Below are 12949 nucleotides of genomic sequence, written 5' to 3'. Positions count from 1 at the left end.
GGAATCCGATGCTCCAGCAAAGAGATAGAGCGGCGAGACGATCGACTTGACGGCCCGCCGCTCTACAAGGCCCTGTTTCCGCGGCCGAAGTTCGAGGCCACACGAATGTCAGGTGCCCAGCGTTTGTCAGGTGACAAGCGCTGCGAGGTGCCCCGGCGTGAGCGTGCCGTCATGCAGCGAGGTCGCAACCAGCGCCGCGGCGATACCGAGTGACGAAAGGGCGCGAATGTCAGCCTCGTTGCGCACCCCGCCGGCCGCGATGACGGAGCGGCTTCCAGCCTTCGCCTTGATCGCCTCGAGCCGCGTGAAATCGGGACCGGAGGCGGAACCGACCTTGGCCAATGTCATGACGATCAGCTTTTGCGGCCAAAGCGCCGGCTCGTCGAGAAATGATGCCGGACCGCGAAACCCGTCGTCGAAGAAATCCAGCGACAGGATAAGCTCCGGATGATCGCAAAAACGCCGCAACAGCGCGTCGTCCTGCTGCGATTCGGAGCCCAGGACCGGGCAAAGCCAGGGTTCGGCAAGTGCTGCCGAAAGGGTTTTCTCGTCGGCGAAGCCGGCATCGACCCAAAGCTCAGGCGGCTCCGCCATCGCCTTCAGCCGGGCAAGCGCGCCGCTGTTTGGCGTTCCGCCTTCGATGGCATCGAGATCGGCGATATAGAAGGCCGGAAAAGGGTAAAGCCGGCGCAGGCCCTCAGTGACCGCAACGACATCGGAAGTTTTGCTGAGCGGCGTGACGATCGGCCTGTAGCGATCGCGTTTTCCTTGCTGGGCGCGGACCACTTCGCCGCCTTTCAGGTCGAGAACCGGAATGATACGCAACGCTCTTTTTCTCGCTGACCAACTGCCCTGACCAACTCTGATGAAAGCTTGAAGTGTGGAAAAAAGAAAGAGCATCGTTGCCGGCTTCGATATTGGCGGCGCCCATCTGAAGGTGACGCGCGCGCAAGACGGCCGCATCGTCGAGGCAGTAACCATCGCCACACCGCTTTGGCTGGGGCTCCATACCCTGACCTCGGCGTTCAGGGAAACGGCCCCGATTTATGCCGGCGCCGATCTCAACGCATTCACCATGACCGGCGAACTGGCTGATATCTTTCCGTCTCGCGACGCCGGCGTCGCGGCCCTGCTGGATGAGATTTCAGCGCGGGTCCCAGGCGAAAACTTGATCTATGCCGGACCGTCCGGATTTGTCGGGGTCGAGCAGGCAGCGCGGCTGAGCGCCGACGTCGCCTCTGCCAACTGGCATGCGACAGCGTCATTGGTGGCGAAACTCGCCGGCGATGCCCTGTTCGTCGACATGGGATCGACCACCACCGACATCATCGCCATTAGAAATGGCGCCGTCGCCAATGACGGCTACACCGATGCCGGACGGCTGCTGAGCGGCGAACTGGTCTATACCGGCTTCACCAGGACGTTCCTGTTCGGCGTCGCCTCGTCGGCCCCCGTCCGCGGCAGGCTGACACCGCTGATGAACGAGTATTTCGCCTCGATCACCGATGCGCACCGGATCCTCGGGGTGCTCGACGAAAAGGACGACAGGCACGCTTCCGCCGACGGCAAGGAAAAGACCGTCGATGGCTCGATCGCGCGGCTGGCGCGCATGATCGGGCGCGACGCCGCCGAGCTGACCCTGCCGGAATGGCATGAAATCGCGCGCTGGTTCAGCGAACAGCAGTTGCGCAAGATCCACGACGCAGCGTCCCTGGTTGCCGGGTCCCTTGTCCCGGATGTGCCAATCGTCGGCGCCGGAACCGGCCGCTGGCAGATCAGGCGGCTGGCCGAACGCATGGAACGCCGCTTCGTCGATTTCGCCGAGATCATCCCCGCAGATGACGCCGTTCGCGGCGAAGCCCGCAGCGTCGCGCCCGCATCAGCGGTGGCGCTGCTGGCGGGATCGCACTTGTAGGCGCTACATCATGGCCGTCCGATCAGTCGGATCGATGAGATATTTCCCCCGGCTCGAAGATCCCGACCCGTACCAGCGCAGGTCGCAACAGGGTGGAAGGTTCGCGTTCGGCACCCGCTCGGCGCATGTCCGGTTTGCGGCCCATCTCAGCCGTAGAGATCGGCTTCGCAGCTTCCTGAAAGCAGACCTTGCCGGAGATCACGCTGGAGGTCGTAGTTGCGCCAATACCAGTCAGCCAGATTCATACTCGCGGATGACCGCAATGGGGCCGAAACCTGCCCTTCCGCTTTCGGGACGAAGTTACAGACAAGCGACCATTCCGCTGATCGACCCAATGCGGACGCTCGCTCTCCGAGAACGAATTCACGCCCATGACCCTAGGCAGACGCCTTACCGCCGGCCGGCCAACGTCCGCTCTGGACGTGGAAGCTGACGTCGCGTTGCTCCCGCCCGAGACATAAGGCGGGAGACCGCAATTTGCATCAAGCCGGCAGCGGCTTGTGGAAACGGCACCAGCCATTTGGGCTGATTGCACCGGCAACGATCTCGCACCCGTTTGGCTCTCGGAAGTGAGTACACCCACCGCAGCGTCGGCCACGATTTGGGGTGTCCTGGTACAGCGCCAGCGCCTTGGTTGTCTTTCCGGCTGCCATCGGTCCAGTCATACAGGCTGAAAGGCCGCCGGCGCTGGCAATCGCCGCACCGGTCACAGAGACTTTCAGGAAATTGCGGCGAGACAGCGCTCGGCTTGAAGCTGCCGATCCGTGGTTCACATCATCATCTTTACTCATGGTCTTTCTCCAAGAGCAGCCCTCGTCGCAGTTGGCTCAGGTGCTCTTGAGCGTGCCGTTCATCCCTTCCGGATAGAAGCCGCCCTTGCTCACTCCGTCCTTGTCGGTGAGGTAGACGATCCGGAGCACCTCCTGCGGCGTTCTGGTGAACGCGATCGCATCGGGCGTCGACGGAACGATGTTGGCTTTTCCGTCCACCTGGATTCCCTGGTCCTTGTCTTCCGATCCGTCGATCTTGTCGCGGGCGTCGGAAACGGCGTTGGCGACCTTCCAGGCTTCCTCTCCCTTCCGGTATAGCGTCGATCGCGCCATGCCCATGTGGTAGGCCTCGACCGCCAGGATGCCTGCGGCGGCGGCGAGGAAGTCCTTGTTTTTCAGAACTGTCGCCGCACCGGCATAGGCGGTGACGCCGACATCCTCGAACAACATCCCGCCGAGAACGAAGTTCGTTTCGTTGCCGAAGGGGTCAAAGTCCGACCCGAGGCCCGCCGCTTCCGCGACGGCCTTGAAACCGGCATCGAAATCGATCGCCGGCCGGTCAACAGCGTCCGTTCTAAGCGTCTTGCGGTAGAAGCGGACGTGCGCGAGTTCATTTTCGGCGACTTCCTGCATGAATTCGCCGATGGCCGGCGTCTCGAAGGAGACTTGCTTGCCGCCAACGACGTCGCCGGGTTTCGAACCGACATCGGCTGCGTCGATGCCTTTTCCGGTGGTGCCGCGGAGGTAGTATTCAGCCTCCATATATTCGAGGTTGAGCGCAAAGCGGAAAATGTCCTCGTCCGATATGTCCTGTGCCAATACCGGAGAAGACCGTGCGATTCCGCCGAGTGCCGCTCCGGCACCGAGTACGACAAGTCCCTGAAGCGACTGACGCCGGGATAGGTGAAGTGCGCCCTGCATGGCGGTCTCCTATGTTTGTTGATTCAACGCCGGTGTCAGCACCGCGGCGCCGAGTGCATTTGCCTGATGATTAGATGGTCCGGGCCGCCAAAATATTCCCGCGTCCCGCTACAACATCCCCGCGAAAGGAGCCGGCGTAATCTCGGCGTGGACCGGCGCCTACGTGCGCTCAGTCGCCGTGTTCAACGGATGAGTATCCTTTCGAACTAGGCGGATTGCGAGCCGGTCTAAGACTGATTGCGCGAGGCGGTCACAACGGGCGCCAGCGAAGAGAAACGTATCCGTGAACACGGTGGCGAGCTTGTCCCGCAGCGCCTCGCGGAGCAGCCGGCGTGCGCGATAAAGACGGGTGCTCACCGTCTGAGGTCGCAATGCCAAGAGAAAAGCAGTTTCCTCAATGCTCATTTCCTCGACGTCTCGCATGACAAAGACGATGCGAAAGGGCTCTGGCAAGCCACCGACGGCTCGCTCCAGGAGGTTGCGGATTTCAGCGAGAGCGGCCGCCTCTTCGGGATCAGGCTTGTGGGCGCTGAACGGAGCGACCATGCCCTCGATGGCTTTCACGTCGACGGTGGGCCGCCTTTTCCGGCGGCGTCCCAGCGCCTCGTTCAGCGCGATCCGGGTGAGCCAGGTCGACAGCTGCGCCTCCGCGCGGAATTCGGCCAGATGGGTGAATGCGTGGATATAGGTCTCCTGAAGTACGTCCTCGGCCTCGGTGTCGTCGTTCAGGACGGCGCGGGCGACCCGGTAAAGCCGCTGATTGTGACGCTTGATGATTAACCAGAATGCGGCGGGGTCACGCTGTCGCGCGTGTTCAACCAGCCCCGCGTCGTCAAGGTCCTCGATCCTCACTGCCTCGGTGGATCCGGTCGGCTTCATCATAGGCGCTCCAGATGCATCAGCCTGCCGCGATGCGGGCGGGGTGGCTCCGCGCGGCGTGGCCGGAGGAAGTTCACCTCAAATTGCTCTTCGGAAACAGCACGCGATCGGGTTTTGCATTCATTCGCGCCAGCATTTCCTTGATCAAGCGTGTTTTGGTGCGCCCCGCTTCCTTCGGCGACACGAGGTAACGCACGATGGCCTCGAGCCAGGTGTTTTCACTGACGCGAAAATGAACCACGGGATGCTCCCTCACTTCGAGTTCGTCCACCGGCGTTTGCGACAGGATGTGCTTATAGACCTTCACCTTCTGGCTCATGATGTCGCCGATCTGCTGGTCGACGACCTCTCTCATGGTTTTCGCTACGAATTCCAGATCGCTTTCATAAGCGAGCTGAAACTTGATTTCGTTCCAGACATAGGGAAACAGCGGCCAGGAATAGTTGAAGACCGGCGTGTCAAACACGGTGGAGTTCGGAAACTTGATGACGCGTCCGCTCGGATGATCGGTCCAAAGATGTTCGCCGCCAAATTCCCATAATGTCGTGTCGAGATAGCTGACATCAATGACATCGCCATGGGCATCGCCGATGCGAATGCGGTCGCCAACGCGATAAGGCGCCCTGGCCAAAATATAAATCCACGCGATGAAACTGGAGATCGGCATTTGCAGCGCAAAGCCGAGAATCAGTGAAATCAGGCCAAGTGAAACAACCGCAGTGTACCAGTTCACAAATAAGACTGAAATGGCCACGAAGACGATGGCGACGACGACGACTAATCGAAAAATACGTTGCAAGTTGAAGCGCGAAACACGATTGGGAATTCGGCCAATGAGAAAGACTTCGATAACATTCGCAACGGTCAGCATAACGAAAATGAGAAGGCCGCCCCTGACGTAGTTCAGCACGCGAACGCGCAAAGGCGCGTCAAGCCATTCTAAGCGCCAATTGATCAGGACTTGGATGCCAAAAAGCAGCAAGGCAGCGGCAGCGAAACCAACCGTCCACCAGACGTCTTCCTTGCGTAGGCTGAAGCGGAATTTTTCCTCGGGCTTTTTCGCCTTCTGTTCCATAGTTTTTGGGTCAGCAGTCTGTTGCGCGGCCCGTTCGAGTCGGGAAAGGTTCTCCTGTTTCTTGGCGCGCGGTTCCATGGGTTCACCTCCCGATGTGGCCATCAACACCCAGCCAGTGCCTTCTCGTTCCTCGACGGCGGCATTCCGGCAAACGACCCAACGTCAGTCGCTGACTGGCTCCCTGCCGGTCCCCGACAGCTGGCCTTCATTCCGGCGGGCCCGTCTTTGGTGAAATAGGGCGGCAAGCACGTCGCCACCATATTCGGCAAGTGCCTTATAGCCCAATCCGAAATTAAGTTGAATTTGGTATCAGCAGCTCCCCGATAGCTCACCGGTAGAGATCTCGACTGTTCATCAAGCGGCCGTTGGTTCGAATGCAACTCAGCCTTCATCGGCCGGCGCGTTTCTTGCGTGAGGCGGACTTCGCTCCTGCGGCGGGATCATGCCGGCGGATAGCCGCCAATCCATTGGATTGCACGTATTGACTCGAGCCCATCACAACGACTGAGCGAAAGGCGGGATTCGGGATCGAGCTGAGCGTCGACGAACGGCTGAGATTAGGCGCGTTGCTGCCATTCGCAACGCCGAGAATGAAGGTCTCGAATGGGTCAGAACCGACCGTTAAATTGACGGACGTCCAACGGCGGAAGTCGACCCCTTGGCGGAAGTTAGTACCAGCCTCCTAGGCGCCAAAATAACGCGGCAACGGAACTCACGACGTTGGACGTTAGATGGGGTTGGTCAATCGACCCTGTTCACTCGCCCATCGTCTTTAGAGCCCGGGCGTGATTTATTCAAAGCGCATGTCGATCCGCCGGGGGCTGGTTCGTCGACTTATTAGCGAGACTGTTCAGCGGCCACCACGTCCGCGGCTCGCCTCAGGAGGAGTTCTCAAATGCGCTTCATGTCGTTCGTCACTTCCGCCCACGCCGGACCGCCAACGGCGGAACTCATCGAGGCGATGAACAAGCTCGCCGACCGGGAAATCAAGGCCGGCCGCATGGTCGACATGGGCGGGCTCACGCCGGTCGCGATGGGCGCGCAGGTGCGCATCGCCGAGGGGAAGCTCAGCGTCATCGATGGCCCGTTCGTCGAGGCGAAGGAGGTCATCGGCGGCTACGCGATCATGGAGTTCCGGAACAAGGAAGAGGCTGTGGCATCGGCGGTCGAGTTCATGCAGCTCCACAAGGATTTCATGCCGGATTGGGAGGGCACGTGCGAGGTCCGCGCGTTTGCCGGCCCTTGAGGCGACGTTCCTGCAGACGCGGTCGGCGGCCATGACGGTCGCCGACGCCCATCGCACGATCCTCGCCGTGTGGCGGATCGAGCAGCCCCGGCTGATCACCAGTCTGGCGAGGATGCTGCGCGATGTGCCGTTGGCCGAGGATTTGACGCAGGAAGCCCTGCTGGCCGCCCTTGAGTGGTGGCCCGCCACAGGCGTTCCGGAAAAACCCGGCGCCTGGCTGATGGCGACCGCCAAGCGCCGGGCCCTGGATCATCTGCGCCGCAGCCGGATGCTCGAGCGCAAGCACGACATTATCGCCTGGGATATGGAGGAGGAGCAGCAGGCCATGCCCGACCTCGACTCGGCCCTGGACGACGACATAGGCGATGAACTGCTTCGGCTCATCCACCGCCTGTCACCCGCGACTATCGCGCGAGGCGTGCGCGGCGCTGGCACTGCGGATGATCTGCGGCCTGACAACACAGGAGATCGCCAGGGCCTTCCTGCTGCCGGAGGCGACAATCGCCCAGCGCATCGTGCGCGCGAAGCGGACTCTTTCGGAATCGGGGCTGGCCTACGAGACCCCAAGCGGCGAGGAGCTCTCAAAGCGGCTCTCCTCGGTGCTGGAGGTCGTCTACCTCATCTTCAACGAAGGCTACACCGCGGCGAGCGGCGAGGACTGGCTGCGCCCCCAGCTCTGCAATGAAGCGCTTCGCATGGGCCGCGGGCTCACCTCCATCGTGCCGCACGAGCCCGAAGCCCATGGACTGCTCGCTCTGATGGAGCTGAACGCCTCGCGCACGGCGGCGCGTACTGATGCAGGGGGCGAGCCAATCCTCATGCTGGACCAGAACCGCGCACTCTGGGACCAGCTCCAGATCCGGCGCGGGATGCAGGCGCTCGGGCGAGCACGCGAATTAGGCGGAGCCGGCGGCATTTACGTCCTCCAGGCGACGATTATCGCCTGCCACGCCCAGGCGAGGACAGCGGGCGATACCGACTGGTCGCGCATCGCCGGACTTTATGCGGAACTGGCGGCTGTCGTGCGCTCGCCAATCATTGGCCTCAACCGCGCGGTTGCCGTCGGCATGGCCGAGGGGCCAGAAGTGGCGCTGGCGATCGTAGACCGCCTTGCGCGCGAGCCGGCGCTCAAAGGCTATCACCTGCTGCCGAGCGTTCGCGGCGACCTCCTCCACAAGCTCGGCCGCTACGAGGAGGCGCGCGCCGCGTTCGAAGCAGCCGCGGCGCTGGCGGGCAACAGGCGGGAACATGCCCTGTTGAGGCGGCGCGCCGCCGAGGCGGCCGACGCAGCGATGTCATCATAATCCCTGATCAGACAAGGACATGATCGACCCAGGATCGACTGCTTCCGGGCATTTGTCATTTTCCTGCAAGATCTGACTTGCATATCGCGGAACGTCCGCTGTCCCACCCGGCCCGAACTTCCAAGGTGAAACGGCAGCTTAGGGTCAGAACCGCTGGTTGCGCTCAATGTGCGATTTTGGGAACGGATATAGGCTCCCGAACGCTTCTGACATTCAGCCTCTAAGCCGCAAGTCCGCCAACGGCCGCAAGGCTGACTGTCAGCAACGCGCCGCCAAATCGACCGTTCAACTACGAACCCTTGCCGCGTGAAAGCCGACATCCCTGTTGAGGACGTTAGGCGTTCCGGAACTACGGCAAGAGATCCGTCACAGCGCGCCCACTTCCGTCCATTGCCATAGGGAAGCTGGCATGTTCGTGGATGATTTTCCAAGAACCGGCGATGCGCCTTAGCACGATGGTTCGCCGGCTCCAGGAGTCGACCTTTGTGCCATCGGTCTTGATGCCAGTCATGCGCGACAGCCCGAAGGCCACTGCAAGATCGCCGTCGATCATGAGCTGCGGGTCAGCCATGTGAACGGTGACGCCGTTGCGCCAAGTTGCAAACCAAGCATTTATCCCTTCGATGTCGCGTGCCTGTTCGGCTCGATAGGCAAGCGGCGGCGGCAGATCGAAAACCACGACATCCGGGTCCATGGCATCGATGTTGGCGCGGGCGTCCCCCTTGGCAGTTGCGTCTTCCTGGCCCCGGATGACAGACAAGACTTCCTTTTCAGACATATCGTTGCTCCTTCATTTTCTGGAACGACGAGGCCGGGGCGATCAATCCGACATCGACACCATTCGTAACAAATATGGCCGGTCCTAGCTGCTGTTGCATCGTGGCATCATCGGGGCTCTAGTGGCCCACCACGAGTGCCAATACGACTAAGAGCCCGACCAGCAAGATGGCTGGTCGAACGACATCAACCGCGGCGGGTTGGGGCATGGCGGGTGGCGTCTTTAGTTCCAGCCGGGTTACCAACGCATGAGACTTTCGATCATTGGCTTCACTCGTGCACCGGCAGCATGCCGCGTGGTTCACGAGTTAGTCGGCGTGGATCGCCTCACTTCGACCCATTGAGATGGCCGTTGCTACTGCCTGAAAGCAGACATTGTTGCGACCATTCTGGACGTCGCGGTTGCGGCATAACCGACGTGCGCGCGAGAGAACTGGAGCCAAGCGGTCAATACGTTGGGATTCAGTTCGCCGCGCCGACCCGCTTGCGCTCCCGGGTTTCCAGCAGCTTCGTCAGCCAGTCTGGATCCATCTCCGGCACGGAGGAGAGAAGCAGTTCGGTATACGGAGCATGCGGCGGCGTCAGGATTTCGGTCTTGAGCCCCTGCTCGACGACTTTGCCTTGATGCATGACGACAATTTCGTCTGCGATTGCCCGCACCGTCGCGATGTCGTGCGTGATGAAAATGTAGCTGACTCCGAATTCTTGTTGCAGCCGCATAAGAAGCTTCAGGATCTCTTCCTGTACGATCTGGTCGAGGGCCGAGGTCACTTCGTCGCAGATGATGAGCTCCGGATTAGCAGCCAGCGCCCGGGCAATGCAGATGCGCTGCTTCTGACCGCCCGAGAGTTCGCCCGGCAGACGGTCGAGGAAGCTTTCGTCCATCTCGATCATGTGCATGAGTTCGCCAACGCGGCGGTCGCACGCCGCCCCTTTGAGGCCGAGATAGAACTCGAGTGGCCGGGAGATGACCTCCTCGACGGTCTGACGCGGATTGAGCGCGTTGTCAGGCATCTGATAAATCATCTGGATGCGGCGCAGAATGTCTTTGGGCCTCTCTTTCAGTGTTCTTGGCAAACGATGCCCCGCAAATGAGATCGAGCCCGAGACCGGCGGCAGCAGGCCGGTGATGACGCGGGCGAGCGTTGATTTACCGGAACCAGATTCACCGACGACCGCTACCGTCCGTCCGCGCGGCACCTTGATCGATACATCCTGCAGAACCTTGACTTTCCCTGCGTAGGCGGCGGTGATGTTATCGATCGTGAGCAGATGGTCCGCGGCCGGCACTTCGGGTTTGGCTAGCTTTCGCACCGCCCAGAGCGTCCTCGTATAGTCTTCGGCCGGCGCCGCAAGCATCTGGCGTGTTTCGGCCTCCTCCACAGTACGGCCATGGCGCAGAACCATGATCCGGTCCGCCATCTGCGCAACCACCGCCAGATCATGCGTGACGTAGATCGCGGCAGTGTTGAACTCTTCGACAATCTTGCGGATCGAGGCGAGGACCTCCACCTGTGTGGTCACGTCGAGCGCCGTCGTCGGCTCGTCGAAGATGATCAGGTCGGGCCGACAGGCCATAGCCATCGCGGTCATTGCCCGCTGCAACTGCCCTCCGGAGACCTGATGAGGATAGCGGAAGCCGATGCTGTCCGGATCCGGCAGGTGAAGACGCCGGTAAAGTTCGATGGCATCCCGATTCGCTGCCTCGCGACTGGCGATCCCGTGCGCCACGACCGTTTCGACGGTCTGATCGAGGAGCCGGTGGGCCGGGTTGAAGGAGGCGGCCGCGCTTTGCGCGACATAGGCGATGCGCGAGCCTCGGAGCCGCCGCCGTGCGGTTTCGCTCATGGCGAGGAGGTCGATCCCGTCGAACAGGATCGATCCTTGCGTTATCCGGCAACCTGGCTTGGCATATCCCATCGCGGCAAGCCCAATGGTGGATTTTCCGGCGCCGGACTCGCCTATGAGGCCGAGAACCTCACCGCGCTTTAGCGAGAGATCCACACCGCGAACGATCGGGTGCCAGCGCTCGTCGGAAAACCCTTCGACGTGAAGGTCGCGAACGCTGAGGAGTTTCGTTCCCTTTTCGCGTGGGCCAGAATCCTTACTTTTCATCGCGCAACCCGCTTGTCGTGTGCAGGAACCAATCGACAACGAAATTCACAGAAACAGTGAGAAGGGCGATCGCGCCTGCCGGCAAGAGCGGAGTAATGTCGCCATAGGTGATGAGGGTGGCGTTTTCCCGCACCATCGAGCCCCAGTCGGCTGTCGGGGGCTGGATGCCGACGCCGAGAAAGGAGAGCGCGGCGATGGTGAGGAAAACGAAACAGAAGCGCAGACCGAATTCCGCGATCAGCGGCGGCAGCACGTTGGGCAGGATCTCCTTAGTCAGAATCCATCTCGGCCCTTCGCCACGCAGTTGCGCGGCTTCGACATATTCCATGACGGCAACATTCAGCCCGACCGCACGCGCCAGCCGAAATACGCGGGTTGAATCGAGCAGGGCGATGATGAGGATCAGGCTGGTGACCGAGGAACCGAAGATGGATAGCAACACCAGCGCGAAGATGAGGCTCGGGATCGACATCAGCACGTCTACCGCGCGTGACAAAATTTGGTCAAGCCAACCCCGGTACATCGCGGCCAGCAAGCCGAGAGTGACGCCGACCGCGAAGGACAGAAGCGTAGTCGCGAGAGCGATGCCGACCGTATTGCGCGCGCCATAGATCAGCCGGGTGAGCACGTCGCGGCCGAGTTGGTCGGTCCCGACGATGAATTCCTGGCTCCAGGGCGCGAAGGCTTCGCTGAAAACCTGCGTTTCCCCGTAGGGCGCTATCCAGGGCGCCGACAGCGCGACGAAGACATAGCCAAGGATGACCACGATGCCGAACCAGGCGCTGAAGGGAGCCTTTCTGAGTGCGGTTTTTACCCGCGAGGCGCGCGTGCGCCTTTGTCTCGGAACCGCCACGGCGTGTTCGATACTGGTCATCGCGGGTGCAAAAGCCTCGGATTGGTGGCGATGGAAATGATGTCGGCGGTCAGGTTGAGCAGGATGTAGGTTGCCGCGAAAATCAAGGCGCAGGCTTGCACGACCGGAACATCCCTCGACTTCACCGCATCGACCATCAATTGGCCGATGCCGGGATAGACGAACACCACCTCGACCACGACCACGCCGACGATGAGATAAGCGAGGTTGAAAGCAATTACCGTGACGATGGGCGCCCAGGCATTAGGCAGGGCGTGTCTGAGAACGATTGCCATTGGCGACATTCCCTTGAGCCGCGCCATGTCGATATAGGGGCTTGCCAGCATGTTGATAATCGCCGCTCGCGTCATACGCATCATATGGGCAACAATCACCAGCGTCAGGGTGATGGACGGCAGCGCTGCGCGCCAGACGTGCTCCCAGAACGGCGTTTGGTCGCTGATATTCGCCAGTGTCGGAAATTTGGGAACCAGGTTCAGGACCCAGTTGATCGAAGACGCGAGCCACTCGGGTAGGGATTGTGCAAATTCGGTTCCGATGAACGTGTCGCGCGAGATGATGAGATAGGCCAGCATATAGGCGACGAAGAATTCGGGGAACGAAATCGTCGTCAGCGTCACCGTGTTCACCACACGGTCGAACCAGCTGTTGCGATAGAGAGCGGCGAGAATGCCGAGTCCCAGCGCGAGAGGGACCGCTATAAGGGCGGTCATCACGGCGAGGAACATCGTGTTGTAGAGCCGGGGCGCAATGATCTCGGCGACCGTGCGCCGGTAGCCGGTGCGGCTTGCGAAGGAAGAGCCGAAATCCCCCTGCACGATCTGTCCGACCCAGGCGAAATAGCGCTCGACCGGCGGACGATCGATGCCGATCTCGCGCTGGAAGGCAGCGACCGTCTCGGGCGTCGCAGATTGCCCAAGCATCGCCTTGGCGAAATCGCCCGGAAGCATGGCAATCGCCGAAAATATGATGATCGAGACGATGAAGAGCGTGATCAGGCCAAGGCCCAGGCGCTGCAGAACCGTTCTAACGACCGGGTTCATGGGCGGTACCTTCGAGCCTTTCCCCTGAAA

At 61.1% G+C, this 12949-nt stretch carries 11 protein-coding genes and 1 pseudogene; 3 read left to right on the top strand and 9 right to left on the bottom strand.

The window, feature by feature from the left end; all coding sequences use genetic code 11:
• Window positions 1–126: 126 nt before the first annotated feature.
• A complete protein-coding gene (locus tag X738_RS50530; protein WP_023797736.1) occupies window positions 127–825 on the bottom strand; it encodes a HisA/HisF-related TIM barrel protein in 699 nt (232 codons plus the stop codon).
• Between the two features lie 55 nt (window positions 826–880).
• Between X738_RS50530 and X738_RS50525 the strand changes: the two genes are divergently transcribed.
• Window positions 881–1915 carry a hydantoinase/oxoprolinase family protein gene (locus X738_RS50525; RefSeq protein WP_023797735.1) on the top strand — a complete coding sequence of 345 codons (1035 nt, stop codon included), beginning with the start codon at window positions 881–883 and terminating at the stop codon, window positions 1913–1915.
• A 482-nt stretch (window positions 1916–2397) separates the two neighbouring features.
• On the opposite strand, the gene X738_RS88990 is transcribed toward X738_RS50525, so the two are convergent.
• From X738_RS88990 to X738_RS50510, 4 genes are all read right to left on the bottom strand, one after another.
• A complete protein-coding gene (locus tag X738_RS88990) occupies window positions 2398–2706 on the bottom strand; it encodes a twin-arginine translocation signal domain-containing protein (RefSeq protein ID WP_084833637.1) in 309 nt (102 codons plus the stop codon).
• 36 nt (window positions 2707–2742) lie between these two features.
• Window positions 2743–3606 carry a ferritin-like domain-containing protein gene (locus tag X738_RS50520; protein ID WP_031254385.1) on the bottom strand — a complete coding sequence of 288 codons (864 nt, stop codon included), beginning with the start codon at window positions 3604–3606 and terminating at the stop codon, window positions 2743–2745.
• A gap of 159 nt (window positions 3607–3765) precedes the next feature.
• A complete protein-coding gene (locus X738_RS50515) occupies window positions 3766–4488 on the bottom strand; it encodes an RNA polymerase sigma factor (RefSeq protein ID WP_023797733.1) in 723 nt (240 codons plus the stop codon).
• A 70-nt stretch (window positions 4489–4558) separates the two neighbouring features.
• Window positions 4559–5638, bottom strand: a complete 1080-nt coding sequence (locus X738_RS50510) for a mechanosensitive ion channel family protein (protein WP_023797732.1) — start codon at window positions 5636–5638, stop codon at window positions 4559–4561.
• Between the two features lie 817 nt (window positions 5639–6455).
• Between X738_RS50510 and X738_RS50505 the strand changes: the two genes are divergently transcribed.
• Both X738_RS50505 and X738_RS50500 read left to right on the top strand, forming a co-directional pair.
• Entirely contained in the window at window positions 6456–6806 is a 351-nt protein-coding gene (locus tag X738_RS50505; protein ID WP_023797731.1) for a YciI family protein, read from the top strand.
• A gap of 31 nt (window positions 6807–6837) precedes the next feature.
• A pseudogene (locus X738_RS50500) lies at window positions 6838–8110 on the top strand (RNA polymerase sigma factor).
• A 349-nt stretch (window positions 8111–8459) separates the two neighbouring features.
• Here the strand turns inward: X738_RS50500 and X738_RS50495 are convergent.
• The 4 genes from X738_RS50495 to X738_RS50480 form a co-directional block, all read right to left on the bottom strand.
• On the bottom strand, window positions 8460–8888 hold the full coding sequence (locus X738_RS50495; protein ID WP_023797728.1) for a YybH family protein: 429 nt from the start codon (window positions 8886–8888) through the stop codon (window positions 8460–8462).
• A 461-nt stretch (window positions 8889–9349) separates the two neighbouring features.
• Window positions 9350–11002 carry an ABC transporter ATP-binding protein gene (locus tag X738_RS50490; RefSeq protein ID WP_023797727.1) on the bottom strand — a complete coding sequence of 551 codons (1653 nt, stop codon included), beginning with the start codon at window positions 11000–11002 and terminating at the stop codon, window positions 9350–9352.
• On the bottom strand, window positions 10992–11876 hold the full coding sequence (locus tag X738_RS50485) for an ABC transporter permease (protein WP_023797726.1): 885 nt from the start codon (window positions 11874–11876) through the stop codon (window positions 10992–10994). Before X738_RS50485 ends, X738_RS50490 begins: the two co-directional genes overlap by 11 nt.
• Window positions 11873–12919, bottom strand: coding sequence for an ABC transporter permease (locus X738_RS50480; RefSeq protein ID WP_023797725.1), 1047 nt, complete (start codon window positions 12917–12919; stop codon window positions 11873–11875). Before X738_RS50480 ends, X738_RS50485 begins: the two co-directional genes overlap by 4 nt.
• Between the last annotated feature and the right edge of the window lie 30 nt (window positions 12920–12949).

The organism is Mesorhizobium sp. L48C026A00, assembly GCF_000502375.1.
GTDB lineage: Bacteria > Pseudomonadota > Alphaproteobacteria > Rhizobiales > Rhizobiaceae > Mesorhizobium > Mesorhizobium muleiense.
The sequence above is the reverse complement of the archived record's forward strand: the minus strand, read 5'-3'. Positions and strand labels throughout refer to the sequence as shown.